General features: G+C 68.7%; 19 protein-coding genes and 1 tRNA gene. 12 read left to right on the top strand and 8 right to left on the bottom strand.

Going from position 1 to position 17,065, the window contains the following annotated elements:
* Nucleotides 1-29: 29 nt before the first annotated feature.
* From ACOMD9_RS00570 to ACOMD9_RS00530, 9 genes are all read left to right on the top strand, one after another.
* The gene (locus ACOMD9_RS00570; protein ID WP_421411479.1) at nt 30-1,751 is read left to right on the top strand and encodes a 4Fe-4S binding protein; all 1,722 of its coding nucleotides are present in this window, start codon (nt 30-32) and stop codon (nt 1,749-1,751) included.
* Nucleotides 1,752-1,755: 4 nt separating this feature from the next.
* Nucleotides 1,756-2,385, top strand: coding sequence for a TorD/DmsD family molecular chaperone (locus ACOMD9_RS00565; protein ID WP_421411477.1), 630 nt, complete (start codon nt 1,756-1,758; stop codon nt 2,383-2,385).
* A 107-nt stretch (nt 2,386-2,492) separates the two neighbouring features.
* Nucleotides 2,493-2,696, top strand: a complete 204-nt coding sequence (locus ACOMD9_RS00560; RefSeq protein ID WP_421411475.1) for a twin-arginine translocation signal domain-containing protein — start codon at nt 2,493-2,495, stop codon at nt 2,694-2,696.
* Between the two features lie 26 nt (nt 2,697-2,722).
* On the top strand, nt 2,723-5,578 hold the full coding sequence (locus ACOMD9_RS00555) for a molybdopterin-dependent oxidoreductase (RefSeq protein WP_421411473.1): 2,856 nt from the start codon (nt 2,723-2,725) through the stop codon (nt 5,576-5,578).
* Between the two features lie 26 nt (nt 5,579-5,604).
* Nucleotides 5,605-6,219 carry a formate dehydrogenase FDH3 subunit beta gene (gene fdh3B / locus ACOMD9_RS00550; protein ID WP_421411471.1) on the top strand — a complete coding sequence of 205 codons (615 nt, stop codon included), beginning with the start codon at nt 5,605-5,607 and terminating at the stop codon, nt 6,217-6,219.
* A 9-nt stretch (nt 6,220-6,228) separates the two neighbouring features.
* Complete coding sequence (locus ACOMD9_RS00545) at nt 6,229-7,290, top strand: formate dehydrogenase subunit gamma (protein WP_421411470.1); 1,062 nt, start codon at nt 6,229-6,231, stop codon at nt 7,288-7,290.
* 92 nt (nt 7,291-7,382) lie between these two features.
* On the top strand, nt 7,383-7,709 hold the full coding sequence (locus ACOMD9_RS00540; RefSeq protein WP_421411468.1) for a DUF1244 domain-containing protein: 327 nt from the start codon (nt 7,383-7,385) through the stop codon (nt 7,707-7,709).
* A 1-nt stretch (nt 7,710) separates the two neighbouring features.
* A complete protein-coding gene (gene moaB, locus ACOMD9_RS00535; protein WP_421411466.1) occupies nt 7,711-8,232 on the top strand; it encodes a molybdenum cofactor biosynthesis protein B in 522 nt (173 codons plus the stop codon).
* A gap of 212 nt (nt 8,233-8,444) precedes the next feature.
* Nucleotides 8,445-9,653 (top strand): molybdopterin molybdotransferase MoeA, encoded by a 1,209-nt coding sequence (locus tag ACOMD9_RS00530; protein ID WP_421411464.1) that lies wholly within the window; start codon nt 8,445-8,447, stop codon nt 9,651-9,653.
* Nucleotides 9,654-9,656: 3 nt separating this feature from the next.
* Here the strand turns inward: ACOMD9_RS00530 and ACOMD9_RS00525 are convergent, their stop codons facing one another.
* The 7 genes from ACOMD9_RS00525 to ACOMD9_RS00495 form a co-directional block, all read right to left on the bottom strand.
* The gene (locus ACOMD9_RS00525) at nt 9,657-10,226 is read right to left on the bottom strand and encodes an acyl carrier protein phosphodiesterase (protein WP_421411462.1); all 570 of its coding nucleotides are present in this window, start codon (nt 10,224-10,226) and stop codon (nt 9,657-9,659) included.
* A gap of 6 nt (nt 10,227-10,232) precedes the next feature.
* Nucleotides 10,233-10,586 carry a TusE/DsrC/DsvC family sulfur relay protein gene (locus tag ACOMD9_RS00520; protein WP_421411460.1) on the bottom strand — a complete coding sequence of 118 codons (354 nt, stop codon included), beginning with the start codon at nt 10,584-10,586 and terminating at the stop codon, nt 10,233-10,235.
* The gene (tusB, locus tag ACOMD9_RS00515; protein ID WP_421411459.1) at nt 10,586-10,876 is read right to left on the bottom strand and encodes a sulfurtransferase complex subunit TusB; all 291 of its coding nucleotides are present in this window, start codon (nt 10,874-10,876) and stop codon (nt 10,586-10,588) included. The genes ACOMD9_RS00520 and tusB overlap by 1 nt, the downstream gene beginning before the upstream one ends.
* 47 nt (nt 10,877-10,923) lie before the next feature.
* On the bottom strand, nt 10,924-11,295 hold the full coding sequence (gene tusC, locus ACOMD9_RS00510; RefSeq protein ID WP_421411457.1) for a sulfurtransferase complex subunit TusC: 372 nt from the start codon (nt 11,293-11,295) through the stop codon (nt 10,924-10,926).
* 26 nt (nt 11,296-11,321) lie between these two features.
* On the bottom strand, nt 11,322-11,714 hold the full coding sequence (tusD, locus tag ACOMD9_RS00505; RefSeq protein WP_421411455.1) for a sulfurtransferase complex subunit TusD: 393 nt from the start codon (nt 11,712-11,714) through the stop codon (nt 11,322-11,324).
* Between the two features lie 67 nt (nt 11,715-11,781).
* Nucleotides 11,782-12,450, bottom strand: coding sequence for a Bax inhibitor-1/YccA family protein (locus ACOMD9_RS00500; RefSeq protein ID WP_421411453.1), 669 nt, complete (start codon nt 12,448-12,450; stop codon nt 11,782-11,784).
* A gap of 79 nt (nt 12,451-12,529) precedes the next feature.
* On the bottom strand, nt 12,530-13,003 hold the full coding sequence (locus ACOMD9_RS00495) for an NUDIX hydrolase (RefSeq protein WP_421411452.1): 474 nt from the start codon (nt 13,001-13,003) through the stop codon (nt 12,530-12,532).
* A 120-nt stretch (nt 13,004-13,123) separates the two neighbouring features.
* Between ACOMD9_RS00495 and ACOMD9_RS00490 the strand changes: the two genes are divergently transcribed.
* Both ACOMD9_RS00490 and ACOMD9_RS00485 read left to right on the top strand, forming a co-directional pair.
* Nucleotides 13,124-13,213 (top strand) — tRNA-Ser (locus tag ACOMD9_RS00490).
* A 149-nt stretch (nt 13,214-13,362) separates the two neighbouring features.
* Nucleotides 13,363-13,917 carry a YaeQ family protein gene (locus ACOMD9_RS00485; RefSeq protein WP_421411450.1) on the top strand — a complete coding sequence of 185 codons (555 nt, stop codon included), beginning with the start codon at nt 13,363-13,365 and terminating at the stop codon, nt 13,915-13,917.
* A gap of 10 nt (nt 13,918-13,927) precedes the next feature.
* Here ACOMD9_RS00485 and ACOMD9_RS00480 read toward each other — a convergent pair whose 3' ends face one another.
* A complete protein-coding gene (locus ACOMD9_RS00480) occupies nt 13,928-15,634 on the bottom strand; it encodes a potassium/proton antiporter (protein ID WP_421411929.1) in 1,707 nt (568 codons plus the stop codon).
* 158 nt (nt 15,635-15,792) lie between these two features.
* Here ACOMD9_RS00480 and ACOMD9_RS00475 point away from each other — a divergent pair, with 158 nt between their 5' ends.
* Entirely contained in the window at nt 15,793-17,058 is a 1,266-nt protein-coding gene (locus ACOMD9_RS00475) for an ABC transporter substrate-binding protein (RefSeq protein ID WP_421411449.1), read from the top strand.
* Nucleotides 17,059-17,065 lie beyond the last annotated feature (7 nt).

Raw genomic sequence — 17,065 nt, 5'->3', positions numbered from 1 at the left:
TAACGATGTAACCCTGACCGTGAGGTGGCATGAATCAGCGAATCGATACGATCGCCGTGGACGATGGCGGCAATCGCCAGGCGAGGGAGGCGATGCATCGCCGGGTCTCCTGGCCTCTCAACCTCACTCCGTCCAGCGTCGGCTATGTCAGCGAGGGGCATGCCCTGATCCTCGGCAACGAACGTGACGCACGCCGTGCCGCACGCGCGCTGCACGACCGCGGGCTGGCCTCGGTGACCCTGCTGCTCACCGAGCCGGTCGATCCCTCCGCCGGCGACGCGGCTGGCGCCGGGGACGACACCCTGCTGGCCGAAACCCGGACGCTGGCCTGCCACACCCTGACCCGCGAGCAGGCCAGGAACCTGCGCATCGATGGCTACCTGGGGCGCTTCCGGGTCACGCTCGGGCAGGGAGACCAGGCGCTGGACCTGGGCCGGGCGCTGCTCGAGCGGGATCATTTCGACCAGATCCTGGACCTCGGCGAGGCGCCGGCGCTGGCACTCGAGCTGCCGCCGCCGGGCTATGTCACCACCCGCTGGGGAGCCGCCGAGTGCGACTCCCGCCTCGAGGCCTTCGCCGCCCTGGTCGGCGAGTTCGACAAGCCCCGCTACTTCCAGATCAACCACGACCTCTGTGCCCATGCGGCCAGCGGCAACACCGGCTGCACCCGCTGCCTGGAGGTCTGCCCCGCCGATGCGATCCAGAGCCGGCAAAGCCGGGTCGAGTCGCGCATCGAGATCGATCCCTACCGCTGCCATGGCGTGGGCAGCTGCAGCAGCGCCTGTCCCACCGGCGCCATCGAGTTCCGGCTGCCGGAGACCCTGCGTCAGCAGGAGACCTTGGTGGCCTGGCTGGCGGCCTATCGACAGGCCGGCGGCACGCTGCCGGTGGTGCGTTTCGGTGCCGCCGAACACCTGCGGGACGAGGGCGAGCCGGCCGGCCATGTCCTCGATGTCCCGCTGGAGGAACTCGGCGCCGCCGGGCACGACCAGTGGTTGACCGCCCTGGCGGCCGGTGCCGCCGAGGTGCGCCTCCAGTACCACCCCGACATGCCGGAGCGACTGGTCGCCTTCATCGACGACCAGCTCGCCCAGGCACACGCCCTCCTCGAGGCGCTGGGGCACCCGCCCGAGCGCATCTCGGTGCTCGCCGTCGGCGACACGGCGGCCAGGGACGCCCTGCCCCGCCACCCGCCGCTAGCCGCGGACGGCCTGGTGCTCGACGGCACCGGCAAGCGCGAGCGACTCGACCGCGTGCTCGACCACCTGGCCGGCCAGGGCCACCCGAACGGCGAACGACACGCCATGCCCGCCGACGCCGCCTATGGCGGCATCGCCGTGGACACCCAGCGCTGCACGCTCTGCATGGCCTGTGTCGCCGGCTGCCCCACGCCCGCCCTCGCGGCCGGCGAGGAGCGCCCGGAGCTGAGCTTCCGCGAGGCCGACTGCGTGCAGTGCGGCCTCTGCGTCGAGGCCTGCCCGGAGGAGGCCATCGCCCTGCTGTCCGGCTTTCTCGCCGATCCAGCCCGTGGCCAGCGTCGGGTATGCCATGAGGAGGCGGCCTTCGAGTGCATCCGCTGCGGCAAGCCGTTCGCCACCGCCAGCACCATCGCCACGATCAAGGCCAGGCTTGCCGACCATCCCTACTTTGCCGGCGACGCCATGTCCCGGCTGGAGATGTGCGAGGACTGCCGCGTGAGGGACGTGTGGCGGGAACTGGCGCGAGATCCCGAATCACAACTGAAGGTGTGAACCGATGACCGACACTGTCCCGCAACCGGCGACCCCGGTGCTCGACGAGGCCCAGGCCCTGCGCGCCGATATCCATCGGTTGCTGGCACGCCTGCTGCGCGAGTCGCCCGATGTCGAGCTGCTGGCGTGGCTCGCCGATCTGGAGGTCGAGGACGAGGGCAGCCCCCTGGCCGGCCCCTGGCGCGACCTCGTCGCGGCGGCACGCCAGGCCATCGTCGAGGAGCTCGCCCGCGCCCATTTCCGCCACCTGGTCGGCGTCATCCAGGGCGACGTGACCCCCTACGCCTCCTGGTACCGCGACGGCGAGCTGATGGACCAGGCGCTGGTGGCGTTGCGTCGCGATCTCAAGTCGTTGGGTATCGAACGCGACGAACAGGTCCACGACCCGGAGGATCACCTGGCGGCGCTCTGCGAGGTGATGGCCCTGCTCATCGAGGCTCGCTCCCCCTCCGAGGCCCGTTTCTTCATGACACACCTCGCGCCCTGGGCCTCGCGCTGCCTGGCGGACCTGGGCCGGGTCGAATCGCCCTTCTATTCCGCGCTCGGCCGGCTCGGCCGGGCCTTCATCGACAGGGAAGAGGCGCTGCTCGCGGGTGAGGCAGCGCAGGAACCCGTCAGGCTCGTCGAGCCCTGACGCCACCCGTACCGACCGCAAGGGAACGGGAAGCCAGCATCGCAAGAGTGCCCATGAAAACCACAACAACGCCAACTCAAGGCCACGGCATGAACGAGGAGACTCCCATGAACAAGACCCGCAATCCGCAGCGCCGACACTTCCTCAAGACCCTCGGCGTCGGCACCGCCGCCGCCGGGGCGGCAGCCGCCGTCGGTCACGTCAGCCTGGTGCAGGCCGAGACGTCCCGCACCGAGTCCCCGGCCGACAAGGCCCAGGGCTATCGGGAGACCGACCATATCCGCACCTTCTACGCCACCCTGCGGGACTGACGGCTCGACAGCCAGGAGATCACACCATGCGTCTGACTCGTAAAAGCGATGCCCCCAAGGCACCCGGGCTGGGCATTTCCCGGCGCCAGTTCCTCAAGCGCAGCGGCGCCACCACCGGCGGCCTCGCCGCGGCCGGCTTCATGGGGGCCCCGATGATGCGTCGCAGCGACGCCTCGGACAAGACCCCGGTGCTCGACTCGCCGGTGGAGACCAGGCGGACCGTCTGCTCCCACTGCTCGGTGGGCTGTGGCGTCTATGCCGAGGTCCAGGAAGGAATCTGGACCAAGCAGGAACCCGCCTTCGATCATCCCATCAACCGCGGCGCCCACTGCGCCAAGGGCGCCTCGCTGCGTCAGCACGGCCACTCCAGCCGGCGCCTCAAGTACCCCATGAAGCTGGTGGGGGGCGAGTGGCAGCGCCTCTCCTGGGAAGACGCCATCGAGGAGATCGGCGACAAGGTGCTCCAGCTCACCGAGGAGCACGGTCCCGACAGCATCTACTGGCTCGGCTCGGCCAAGTTCAACAACGAGCAGGCCTACCTAATGCGCAAGTTCGCGGCCCTGGCCGGCACCAACAACACCGACCACCAGGCGCGCATCTGCCACTCCACCACCGTGGCCGGGGTGGCTAACACCTGGGGCTACGGGGCGATGACCAACTCGCTCAACGACATCCAGAACAGCAAGTCGATCATGTTCATCGGCTCCAACCCCAGCGAGGCGCACCCCGTGGCCATGCAGCACATCCTGCTGGCCAAGGAGCGCAGCCACGCCCAGATCATCGTCGTCGACCCGCGCTTCACCCGCACCGCCGCCAAGGCGGACAGCTTCGTGCGCATCCGCCCCGGCTCGGACGTGGCCTTCATCTGGGGCCTGCTCTGGCACATCTTCGAGAATGGCTGGGAGGACCAGCAGTACATCGACCAGCGCGTCTATGCCATGGACGAGGTGCGTGCCGAGGTCGCCAACTTCCCGCCCGGCGAGGTCGAGCGCATCACCGGCGTGCCCGAGGCACTGATGCGCGACACGGCGCGTCGCCTGGCCGAGAACCGGCCCGGCTGCATCGTCTGGTGCATGGGCGGCACCCAGCACACCACCGGCAACAACAACACCCGCGCCTACTGCATCCTCGAGCTGGCGCTGGGCAACGTCGGCAAGTCCGGCGGGGGCGCCAACATCTTCCGCGGCCACGACAACGTCCAGGGGGCGACGGACCTGGGGCTGATGTCCCACTCCCTGCCCGGCTACTACGGCCTCGCCGAGGGCGCCTGGGCCCACTGGGCCCGCGTCTGGGACCTCGACCTGGACTGGCTCAAGAGCCGCTTCGACCAGACCGAGTACGCCGATGGCAAGCCGATGCACAGCAACGGCATCACGGTATCGCGCTGGGTCGATGGCGTGCTCGAGGAGGAGGACGCGATCTCCCAGCGCACCCGGCTCAAGGCGATGTTCTACTGGGGCCATGCGGTCAACTCCCAGACCCGCGGCCCCGAGATGCAGAAGGCGATGCAGCAGCTCGAGATGATGGTCATCGTCGACCCCTACCCCACCGTGGCCGGCGTCATGCACGGTCGCAGCGACGGGGTCTACCTGCTGCCGGCAGCCACCCAGTTCGAGACCTACGGCAGCGTGACCGCGACGAACCGCTCGATCCAGTGGCGCGACAAGGTGATCGAGCCGCTGTTCGAGGCCAAGCCCGACCACGAGATCATGTACCTGCTGTCGCGCAAGCTGGGCTTCGCCGACGAGCTGTTCAGGAACATCGAGATCAACGGCACCGAGCCCCTCGTCGAGGACATCACCCGCGAGTTCAACCGCGGCATGTGGACGGTGGGCTATACCGGACAGAGCCCCGAGCGGCTCAAGGCCCACCAGCAGAACTGGCACACCTTCAGCTTCCGCACCCTGCAGGCCGAGGGAGGGCCGGCTGACGGCGACTACTACGGCCTGCCCTGGCCCTGCTGGGGCAATGCCGAGATGGGGCATCCCGGCACCCCGATCCTCTACGACACCAGCAAGCGGGTCTCCGAGGGCGGCCTCACCTTCCGGGCCCGTTTCGGCATCGAGCGCGACGGCGAGAACATCCTCGCCGATGGCTCCTTCAGCGAAGGCTCCGAGCTCAACGACGGCTATCCCGAGTTCACCGATGCCATGCTCAAGGACCTGGGCTGGTGGGACGACCTCACCGAGGAGGAGCAGGCCGAGGCGGAGGGCAAGAACTGGAAGACCGACCTCTCCGGCGGCATCCAGCGGGTGGCCATCGCCCACGAGTGCGCCCCCTTCGGCAATGCCAAGGCGCGCTGCAACGTCTGGACCTTCCCCGACCCGATCCCCAAGCATCGCGAACCGCTCTACACCAGCCGCCGCGACCTGGTCGCGGACTACCCGACCTGGGATGACGTCGCCTCGCACTATCGCCTGCCGACGCTCTACAAGAGCATCCAGGACAACGACAACTCCGATCGCTACCCGATCATCCTCACCTCCGGGCGCCTGGTGGAGTACGAGGGTGGCGGCGAGGAGACCCGCTCCATGTCCTGGCTCGCCGAGCTGCAGCAGCAGATGTTCGTCGAGATCAACCCGGCGCTGGCCAACGAGCTGGCGGTGGCCGACGGCGACATGGTGTGGGTCGAGGGTGCCGAGGGCGGCCGCGTCCGCGTCCAGGCCCTGGTGACGCCCCGGGTGGCACGGGAGGTGGTGTTCATGCCGTTCCACTTCGGCGGCATGTTCCAGGGCGAGAGCCTGCACGACCGCTACCCGGAGGGTTCGGCCCCCTACGTGCTCGGCGAGGCGGCCAACACCGCCACCACCTACGGCTATGACACCGTGACGCAGATGCAGGAAACCAAGTGCACCCTGTGTCGTATCGAGAAAGCCAGCTGATTGCGCTCGCCAACCAGGAGATTCCCATGGCTCAGATGAAATTCATGTGCGACGCGGAACGCTGCATCGAGTGCAACGGCTGCGTCACCGCCTGCAAGAACGCCAACGATGTCGAATGGGGCATCCAGCGCCGCCGCGTGGTCACCCTCGACGATGGCGAACCCACCGAGGTGTCGATCTCGGTGGCCTGCATGCACTGCGACGATGCACCGTGCATGGCGGTCTGCCCCACCGACTGCTTCTACAAGACCGACGACGGCATCGTGCTGCACGACAAGGACCTGTGCATCGGCTGCGGCTACTGCCTCTACGCCTGCCCCTTCGGGGCTCCGCAGTTCCCCAAGCAGAACGCCTTCGGCGAGCGCGGCAAGATGGACAAGTGCACCTTCTGTGCCGGCGGGCCGGCGGAGAGCAAGGAGGAGGAGTACGAGAAGTACGGCGCCAACCGCATCGCCGAGGGCAAGCTGCCGCTGTGTGCCGAGATGTGCTCCACCAAGGCCCTGCTGGCCGGTGACGCCCAGACGGTGGCGGACATCTTCCGCCAGCGGGTGGTCCAGCGCGGCCATGCGGACGGGGGCTGGTCGGGCAATCCCCGCGCCGATGCCGACAACCTCGCCTACGACGCCACCCGCCAGGGGTAAGGAGGCACCATGACCCTTTCCAACACATGGCCGGGCCTGTGGCGGATGCTGGCCTTTGCCTTGGCGCTGCTGGCCGGCCTGGCCCTCGCCCAGCCGGTGCTGGCCCAGGCCGAACCGGAACGCGAGGCCGCCGGCGCCGTCGGCGGCGTGTCGCCGGACACCTGGCGACAGGTGCGCAGCGGCGAGGTGGGAGCCAACTTCCGCGACAGCCGGGCGGATTCCACCTACAACCTGGTCAATGCCAGCGGGGAGAACTGGCGACAGCTGCGCAACCGCTGGGTCTCGCCCTTCGGCCTGATCGCCATCGGCGGCATGATCGTGGTGATCGCGCTCTTCTACCTGATCATCGGACGCAAGGATCTCAGCCAACCGCGCACGGGCCGAAAGCTGCTGCGCTGGCCGCTGCTCGTGCGCTCGATCCACTGGACCGTGGCCACGCTGTTCATCGTCCTGGCGCTATCCGGCCTGAACCTGCTCTACGGCAAGGCCGTCTTCCGGCCGCTGTTCGGGGATGCCGTGTGGGGCGCGATGATCTCCGCCTCGAAGATCGCCCACAACTACCTGGGCCCGCTGTTCGGCGTCCTGCTGGTGGTGCTGCTCGCCCGGGTGCTGAAGCACAACTTGCCGAAGCGGCATGACCTCACCTGGTTCAAGCAGGGGGGCGGCCTGGTCGGCAAGGGCCATCCCGATGCGGGGTTCGCCAACGGCGGCGAGAAGCTGTGGTTCTGGCTGCTGGCCACGGCAGGCCTGGCGGTGGTCGCGAGCGGCTTCGTGCTGGACTTCCCCAACTACGGCCAGAGCCGCGACACCATGCAGTGGGCCAACATCATCCACGCCGTGGGGGCCCTGGGCCTGACCGCGGTGGCACTGGGCCACATCTACATCGGCACCATCGGCTCGGAGGGCTCGCTCGAGGGCATGACCACCGGCTATGTCGACGAGACCTGGGCCCGGGACCACCACAACCTCTGGTACGAGGAGGTGAAGGACCAGGCGATCCCCGAGGAGCAGCTCGCCGCCGGGCGCGCCTCGCCTGACGCCAGCGACGAGGCCGCCTCTCGCCCTGGCTGAGCCGCGTTGATACGCCACCCTCTCGACACCGCCTTCGGGCGGTGTCTTTTGTTATGCTGGCGGGACCGATGACACCGGCAGGGAGACCCCCCATGGAACACCTCGATGATGCCACCCGTACCGAGCTGGAAGCCGCGGCCTTTCGTCGCCTGCTCAAGCACCTAAACGAGCACAAGGAGGTGCAGAACATCGACCTGATGATACTGGCCGACTTCTGCCGCAACTGCCTCTCCAAGTGGCTGGTGACCGCCGCCGAGGAGCGCGGTGCGGAACTCGACTACGAGACGGCTCGCGAGTTCGTCTACGGGATGCCCTACCGCGAGTGGAAGGAGAAGTACCAGCAGGAGGCGACGCCGGAACAGCTGGCCGCCTTCGAGGCCCGCCAGGCCGAGAAGCGTCAGGACGGGGAGTCCTCCTGAGATGAACGAGCCGATGATCCCCCTCTCCGTGGCGGTATTGACCATTTCCGATACCCGCACCGAGGCGACCGACCGCAGCGGGCAGAGCCTGGTGGAGCGCCTGACCGCCGCCGGCCACCGCCTGGCCGACAAGCAGATCGTGGCTGACGACATCTATCGGATCCGCGCCGTGGTGGCGGGCTGGATCGCCGACCCCGAAGTGCAGGTGATCCTGACCACCGGCGGGACCGGCTTCACCGGCCGGGACTCGACCCCGGAGGCGGTGGGCGTGCTGCTCGACAAGCAGATCGAGGGCTTCGGCGAGCTGTTCCGTCACCTCAGCTGGCAGGAGATCGGCAGCTCCACGGTGCAGAGCCGCTGCCTGGGCGGGCTGGCCAATGCCACGGTGGTGTTCTGCCTGCCCGGCTCCACCGGGGCCTGCCGCACCGCCTGGGACGGTATCCTCGCCGAACAGCTCGACAGCCGCCATAAACCCTGCAACTTCGCCAACCTGGTGATCCCCGAGCGAGGCCAGCATGTTTGATGATGACGTCATGGCAGGCGATGACCGTTCGATTCAGGTCCCGAGGACGCACCTATGGGGTCTGACCCCGTGCTCGACCGCGGCCACCGACATGGCCTTCCTCGGCAACCTCGACGTCCCGGGGGTCAGACCCCATAGGCACCGCCAGCGTTGGCGAACCGTCGACACCCTGCACTATCGGGCGAGTCGGGAGCTGCCCGAGCGAGGCCGGCATGGCTGATCTCAAGAGCGTCGAGGCGGCCCTGGCGGCGCTGCTGGCGGATGTGACCCCGCTGCCTGCCGAGACCCTGCCCTGCGAGCAGGCCGCCGCACGGGTGCTGGCCGAGGCGGTGACGGCTCGCCTGGACGTGCCGCCCTTCGACAACAGCGCCATGGACGGCTATGCCCTGCGCCACGCGGACGCCGGCCACTGGCTGCCGGTGAGCCAGCGCATCGTCGCCGGGGCCGCCGCCACCCCCCTGGCACCGGGCAGCTGTGCGCGCATCTTCACCGGCGGCGAGATCCCCCCGGGTGCCGATTGCGTGGTGATGCAGGAGCGGGTCGAGGCGGAAGGCGACCGGGTCCGGATACCCGACGGCATTCCCGCGGGCGACAACGTCCGCCGTCGCGGCCGCGACGTCTCGGCCGGTGACGAGTTGCTGCCCGCCGGCGAACGCCTGGAGGCGGCGGCCCTGGGCCACCTGGCGGGCCAGGGTATCACCGAGGTGCGGGTCCGCCGCCGCCCGCGGGTCGCCCTGCTCAGCACCGGTGACGAGATCGTCGACCCCGGCCAGCCCCTGGCGCCGGGGCAGATCTACAACTCCAACCGGCCGATGCTCAGGCGCCTGCTGGAACGCTTCGGTGCCGAGCTGGTACGGGTCGCCTCGGTGCCCGATGACGCCGCGGGGACCCGGGAGACCCTGGCCGCCGCGGCCCGCGAGGCCGACGTGGTGATCTCCACCGGTGGCGTCAGCGTCGGCGAGGAGGACCACGTCAGGGCGGCCCTGGAGCAGTTGGGCCGACTCGACCTGTGGCGCCTGGCCATCCGGCCGGGCAAGCCGCTGGCGCTGGGGCGTCTGCCCGGCGAAGCGGGACGCGAGTCGCGCTTCGTCGGATTGCCGGGCAACCCGGTGTCGAGCTTCGTCGGGGCCTGGCTGTTCCTGCGGCCGCTGATGGGGGCGCTGCAGGGCTGCCCGTCCCTGGCGACGCTGCCGAGGCTGCGCTGTCGGGCCGACTTCGCCACCACCACCGGCCCGCGCCGGCACTACATGCGCGTGGCGCTGGACTTCACCGAGGAGGGGGTCGTGGCCAGGGCGTTCCGCGACCAGAACTCCGGCGTGCTCTCCTCCTGCATCGGCGCGGATGCCCTGGCGGTGATCCCGGCCGAGCGTCGCGTCACGCCGGGCGACCCCATCGACTGCCTGTGGCTGCGGGTCGACTGAGCGTCACGCCTCGGGGATCTCCAGCGCCGCCCTGACCTCGGGCCAGAGGCGCTGGAAGTCCCCCTCCAGCCGGAGATAGTCCGTCGCCAGCCAGGGCACCAGCTCGGCCAGGCGATTGGGGCCCGACAGTCGCTGGCCGATCCCGCGGATGGCCCGGCAGGTGAAGGCGAAGTCGGCATAGCGATGGAGCCAGTCCTGCTCCACCAGTACCGGCATCATGGCGGCCAGGCGATCCGGCGCGGGCCGACTGGCCAGCAGCCGGTAGCAGCGCACCACCAGCCGGGATTCCTGCTGGGCGAGCCCCAGTTCGCGGGCCACGAAGTGGTCCCACACCAGATCCAGGGCGATGCCCGCATAGCGTCGCTGGCGCCCCGGCGCCCTCTCCCGTATGGAACGCACGACCGGGTGGCCATCCACGAAGGCATCCACGCGGCGGTGATGGCGAATGCCGGCCGCGACCTCCGCTTCCCAGGCCGTGAGGTCCGCCCCCTTCACCCCGTCGGCGATCAGGTTGCCGTAGAGGAAGTCATCGCTGCCGCCTCGAGCCAGCCAGGCGTGGGCCAGGAAGTTCATGTGGGCCTAGATACAGTTGGCCGGCTTGGGCAGGCCCGCCAGCCGGGCCGCCACCTTGGCCGGGCTGCCGGGGAAGAGACGCATCAGGTGGATGGAACGCCCCTTGTCCGGGCCCAGGGCCTGGCCCACGGCCTTGACCAGGGGGCGCATGGCGGGGGCCTGCTCGAAGCGCGCATAGAAGTCGCGCAGGACCTCGAGCACCTCCCAGTGTTCGGCGCTCAGCGTCAGCCCCTCCTCGGCCGCCAGGCGCTCGGCCACGGCCGGAGACCAGTCGGCCAGCTCGACCAGGTAGCCCTCGGGATCGAGGGCGATGTCACGGCCATCCACCACCAGGTGGCGCGCGATCTCCGTGGTGGCCATCAGTACCAGCTCACCGTGCGGTCGGCTTCTTCGGTCAGGGCCACGAATCCATCCACGTCGACCACCTGCACGGAGGCGTCACAGCGGCCCTCGAGCCCGCGGGCGGCCAGGTCCTCGCGCAGGGCGAACAGCTGGCCCTGGAGCCCGTCGAAGTAGCGCACCAGCTGGGGCAGTGCCCCCTGGACCCCATCCTCGATCAGCAGGAGACGGTCCTCCGGCGCCATGGCCGCGAGGGTCTGCTGGTAGACCCGACTGGTGGCCGGGGAGCGGTTCAGAATATGCAGCAGCATGCAGGGGTCCTCGGTACGGCGGGTGCGGTGACCAGTCGTGCGGCGCCTCAGAACGTCAGCACCAGGCGATGATCTCCCGGCTGGGCGGAGATGGCCTCGGCAGATAGCGGGCGCACGGGGAGCATCAGGTCCGCCTCGGTGAGGCCGAAGCGCGTGAGGGCGGCCTCCTCGACCAGCAGCGTCTCGATATCATACATCGCCAGCATCTCCAGGGTCGCGCTGGAGCCCTTCTGGCCAAGCGGCCCGGCCTGCTGATCACGGAGCAGGGCGGTCACCCCCTCGCCCATGAACAGCAGCGTGACCTGGCGACCGAAGGCGGCCGCCACCAGAGCCGCATCGAGCCCCTCGCGCAGCCAGCTGCTGCCGTGGGGGCCGTGACGCAGGATCACCAGCAGGTCGGATACGGAGGGCTCGGTCATGGTCACTTCCTCGACGCGATGCGGGTTCAGGGCCCGAAGGTGACCAGCCGGTCGCAGCGTAGCCCGAGATCGACCAGCTGCCCCAGCCCGGTCAGCTCGAAGGGCGCCTCGACGCTGTGACCCTGCTTGCCGTGGCGCGCAGATTCACGCTCGTCGAGCAGCCCGCGGCGCAGTGCGGCGGCGATGCAGACCTGCAGCGAGGTCCCGTGCTCCTCGCTCAATGCCACCCAGGCATCGACCAGGTGCGGCTCATCCTGGGGCGGTGCCGCCAGTCGCGCCGCATTCTGCACGCCATCATGATAGAAGAAAACCGTTTCGAGTCGATGCCCCCTCTCGACCACGGCGCGCGCGAACTGCAGCGCCGAGTGAGAGGCCTGACAGCTGTAGGGGGCGCCCAGCAGCAGGATGGCGTAGCGCATGGAGGGTCTCCGGAAACGGGCTGGCCCCGCCGGGAGGCGGGGCCAGCAGGATCCAGCCGAGCGGGTATCAGTCGCTGCTCATGATGCCGAGCAGGGACAGCAGGCTGACGAACAGGTTGTAGATCGACACGTAGAGGGTGATGGTGGCGAGGATGTAGTTGGTCTCGCCGGCCCGGTGCACGATCTCGCTGGTCTGGTAGAGGATCGCCGCCGAGGCGAACAGCACGAAGCCGGCGGAGACCATCAGCATCAGGGTGGGAATCTGGAACACCAGCCCCGCCACCATGGCCAGGATCAGCACGATGGCGCCGGCCAGCAGGAAGTTGCCCAGGAAGCTGAAGTCCTTCTTCGTGACCAGTGCCACGGCCGAGAGGCCGATGAAGGTCAGGCCGGTCATGGCCAGGGCGTTCATGATCAGCGCCGCCCCGTTGGGCAGGGCCAGGTAGGCACTGAGGATCGGCCCCAGGGTGAACCCCATGAAACCGGTGAAGGCGAAGGTGGAAAGCAGCCCCATCGCCGAGTTGGCGGTCTTGTGCACCAGGAACATCAGGCCGTAGGCCCCGATGAAGAACACCAGGATGTTCATCCGCTCGATGCCCATCGCCATGGCGGCCCCGGCTGTCACAGCGGAGAACAGCAGTGTCATTGCCAGCAGGCCGTAGGTGTTGCGCAGCACCTTGTTGGTACTGACCGCCTGTGTCTGCTGCCGCGTCAGCTGAGTGTCTTGGTAAGCCATTGATCCAGAGCTCCCTGATTTGTTGATCTAGGCACTCGACCTAGAATGCCCACTCGGGGTTCCCGGCGCAAGCCCTTGCCTATCCGTCACTCAACGATGATTCTTCCCTGGCCGCCTGCAGCAGGATCCGGCGCGCCACATCGGCGGCCGTCTCGCAGACCCCGCTGCCGGCGGCGTCCAGCGCATCGAGGTCCATCCAGCGCAGTTCGGTGGCATCATCGGCCGCCGCCTCGATACCGCCCTGCCACTCCATGCGGATCACCACGATGACATAGTGGGCCAGCAGCGTGCTGTGGCGGTCATGATCCAGTACGTCGATGGCCGTCAGCACCTCGCGCGGGGTGGCGCGGATGCCCGTCTCCTCGAACAGCTCGCGAACCGCGGCGTCCTGGAGGTTCTCGCCGTGCTCGACCTTGCCGCCGGGCAGGGCAAGGCGTCCGGCATTGGGCGGGTTGCGCCGGCGAACCATCAGGATTCGTCCATCGCGCACCACGGCCGCGGATACCGCGGGTATCGGACGTGCTCCCGGCTGCGCGGTCTGCTGCTGTACCATCTCGTCCTCCTGGGCTGAATCCCCCCATTGTGCCCCAACCCCGTCGTCACGGCTAACGCCTTGATCCCAAGGGGCTCTTGACCCACGGTCGAAAACTGGTAATATGCCCTCCCGTGAGCCGGAGGGATGGCAGAGCGGTTGAATGCACCGGTCTTGAAAACCGGCGAAGGTGAGAGCCTTCCCAGGGTTCGAATCCCTGTCCCTCCGCCACTTCTCTTTCAGAATCAAGCGCCTGCGGGCGCTTTTTTCGTTCCATGGCACCCCGCTCGCCCTCCCGGGGTGATCCCCGCCCCTGCCCAAGTCTCGATTGTGGCATCATGGCAGGCCCCAACCTCCAGCCCAGCGGGTGACCAGCACAGATGGCATTGAAGGCGACGATTCATCGGGTCCAGCTGCAGATCGCCGACATGGACCGGCACTACTACGGCGAGCATGGCCTGACCGTGGCCCGCCACCCGTCGGAAACCGACGAGCGCATGATGGTGCGGCTGCTGGCATTTGCCCGCCACGCCAATGACGCGCTGGCCTTCGGCCGCGGCGTGAGCACCGAGGACGAACCGGATATCTGGCAGAAGGACCTGACCGGCGCCATCGAGCTCTGGATCCAGCTGGGGCAGCCCGACGAGAAGGCGGTTCGCCGTGCATGCAGTCGTGCGGCCCGGGTGGTGATCTACACCTACAGCGGTCATGGCGCCGCGACCTGGTGGGAGCAGATGGCCGGCAAGCTGTCCGCCTTCGACAACCTCGAGGTCGTCGATATCGCCCCGCAGTCGGTGGAGAAACTCGCCGGGTTGGCGGCGAAGACCATGATGCTGAACTGCAACTTCGAGGATGGCGAGGTCCTGGTGGCCAGCCCGGAACAGGCGGTCGAGGTGGCGCTTACGGTGAAGAAGCCCCCGGCAGGGACGCAGTGAGACCGTCGGATCAGTAGAGCCGTAGCCCCACCCGGGTGATCTTGTCTCCCTCGACCTCGCTCACCACCCAGTGGATGCCGTGCCAGTCGACGTCGTCACCCACCACCGGATGGCCACCGACCCTCAGCGAGATGAACTCGTCCAGGGTCATGTCCTGCTCGCCGGGACTGAGGGTCAGGCCGTAGACGTCGGCGATGTCCTGCATCCGGGCATCCCCGTCGAAGGTGAAGGTGCCGAAGAAGGCACGCTCCCGCTTGAGCTTGGCCTCGCCATTGAACAGCCGATTGAGGGCCGGCAGGTCATCGGTGCGACCGATCACGCAGATCACGTCGCCGAGCTGCAGACGGGTACCGCCCTTGGGGTGGAGCATGGCATGCTCGCGAAACAGTGCCGAGATCAGCGCCCCGGATGGGAAGCGCAGCAGGCGGATGGGGACATTCTCGAGGTCGGCGTTCTCCACCACGTAGACGAACATCTCGTAGTCGTTCTCCGGCAGCACGCCGAGGGGGCCTCTGAGGTTCGGGGTCACGCTGCGCGGCACCTCCACCCTCATCCAGCGGGCCATCCAGGGCAGCGTCCCGCCCTGGATCAGCAGCGACATCAGCACCACCGCGAAGGCGACATTGAAGTAGAGAGAGGCATTCTCCACCCCCCCGATCACCGGGAAGATCGCCAGCACGATGGGTACCGCCCCGCGGAGCCCGACCCAGGAGATGAACCCCACCTCACGCCAGCGGAACTTGAAGAACGGCTTGATGGTGATCAGCACGGCCAGCGGACGCGCCACGAAGATCAGTGCCAGGGCCACCAGCGAGGCCGGCAGGGCGTATTCGAGCATCTCGCTCGGCGTGACCAGCAGCCCCAGCACCAGGAACAGGCCGATCTGGCTGAGCCAGGCCAGTCCATCGTGCACCGGCAGGATGAAGTTGAGGTGACGCCCGGGCTGGTTGCCGATCATCAGGCCGGTGAGGTAGATGGCCAGGAAGCCACTCCCGCCCAACACGCTGGTCAGGCCGAAGACGCAGAACCCCAGGGCCAGGGCCAGCAGGGAGTAGAGCCCGGGGGCCAGGTCGACCCAGCGCAGCAGCTTGGCGATCAGCCAGCCTCCGCCCAGCCCGATCGCCAGGCCGAAACCGAACTGCTCGATCAGGAACAGCGTGGTGCTCATCACGCTGCCGATCTCCCCGACCAGCAGCTCGACCAGCAAGATGGTCAGGAAGATCGCCATGGGATCGTTGGTGCCGGACTCGATCTCCAGGGTGGCACCGACGCGCTCGTTGAGGTTGATGCCGCGGCCGCTGAGCATCGAGAACACGGCGGCGGCATCGGTGGAGCCGACGATGGCACCCACCAGCAGCCCCTGCACCAGGCTCAGGTCGAAGATCCAGATGGCCAGCGCGCCCACCAGGGCACTGGTGATGAACACCCCGAAGGTGGCCAGCGAAAGAGCCGGACGGAAGCCGACCCGGAAGGTCTTCAAGCGGGTGCGCAGGCCGCCGTCGAGCAGGATCATGGCCAGCGCCAGGTGGCCGATGAGGAAGGCCAGCGAGTAGTCGTCGAACTGGATGCCGAGCAGGCCCTCCTCCCCGGCCAGCATGCCCAGCCCCAGGAAGATCAACAGCAGCGGCAGCCCCACCAGGGTGGAAAGCCGGCTGGCGAGCACGCTCAGGGCGATCAGGAAGCCGCTGAGCAGGAAGAGGGTATTGATGACATCCATGGCGTCCTGCCTCTGCTGCGTCAAGCGTGATTATCGCATGGCGGGGAGGCCGTCGCGACGCTGCGGCCCCGGCGAACTGGCCACGGTGAAGTGCCAGGGGCTAAACTGGCGCCGCGCCCCGGGCGCACCTCCCGTTTCCAGCCGTTGGAGCAACCTCCATGACCACTCGCGCTCGCCGTCTGCCGAGCCTGGGCGCTGTCCTGGCGCCTTGCGTGGCGCTGGCTCTGCTGTCCGCGCCCCCCGCCGGGGCGGACGACGAGCCGTTGCCCGCCCCGCCGCTGGGCTACCCTCCCCTGGGCACCGAGGTGATGGTGCCTCTGCTCGGCGATGCGCCAGCGGCACAGGCGCCGTCTCCCGAAGCGATCAGCGGCGATGACGGAGCGGAGCGCCCCCCTGCCGCGCCACCGCCGGCGGCACGCCAGCGCCGACCGGGCGAGGCGCCCATGGCGACACGCCCCGAGGCGCAGGACGAGGAGCCGGCCAGCCCGGTGCCCACCGTCGCCCTGACACCGGCCGAACCCATCACGCCACCGCCGATGACCGAACTCGAGGTGGTGCTCGACTGGTACCCCAGCCCCCGGCATGCCGCCCTGATCCTTGCCAGGGACCTGGGGATCTTCGCCCGGCGCGGTCTCGAGGTGCGGCTCACAACACCGGCCGATCCCAATGTGCCGACCAAGCTGCTCACCGCCTCGCGCGTGGACCTCGCCCTGAGCCGCCAGCCGTTGCTGCACCTGCAGGTCGATCGAGGCTTGCCGCTGGTACGCGTCGCCACCCTGGTCGACAGCTCGATGGCCGCCCTGGTCGTGCGCGAGGACCTGGGCATCGACTCCCCCGCCGGCCTGGCGGGACGTCGCATCGGCCACGCCGACGAGGACAGCCTGGAGCTCCTGCTCGACATCCTGCTGCCTCCCCATGGCATCAAGCGCGGCGAGGTGGAAACCCGAGACGTCAACTTCGGCCTGGCCCGGGCGGTGAGCGAGGGAGAGGTGGATGGCGTGATCGGCGCCATGCGCCACCTGCTGCCGCGCCAACTCGGCGACGAGGGCGTGGCCAGCCGCCTGATGCGCCTGGAGGACCACGGGGTGCCGTTGCATGACGGCCTGGTCCTGCTGGCGAACCGCGACCGGCTGAACGGCCGGCGCAATGCCATCCGGCAGCTGGTGGAAGGGCTGGAGGAGGCCACCGGCTGGATACTCGAGCACCCTGCCGAGGCCTGGGAGCGGCTGATGCTCCTGGAGCCGGGGATGGATACCGCGGCCAACCTGGCCGCCTGGCCGGACATCCTGCTGCGCTTCAGCGCAAGCCCCGCGGCCGTCGACCATGGACGCTATGCCCGCTTCGAGAAGTTCCTCTTCGATGCCGGCCTGGTCGAGACCCTGACCCCGGTGGAAAGTCTGGCCATCGATCCGGGCACCTTCTGAGCCGGCT

Origin of the sequence: Halomonas terrestris (assembly GCF_049166755.1) — a bacterium.
In the GTDB taxonomy this organism is placed as follows: Bacteria; Pseudomonadota; Gammaproteobacteria; order Pseudomonadales; family Halomonadaceae; genus Halomonas.
Note: the sequence above shows the minus strand (reverse complement) of the source record. Positions and strands in the feature narration are given on the sequence as shown.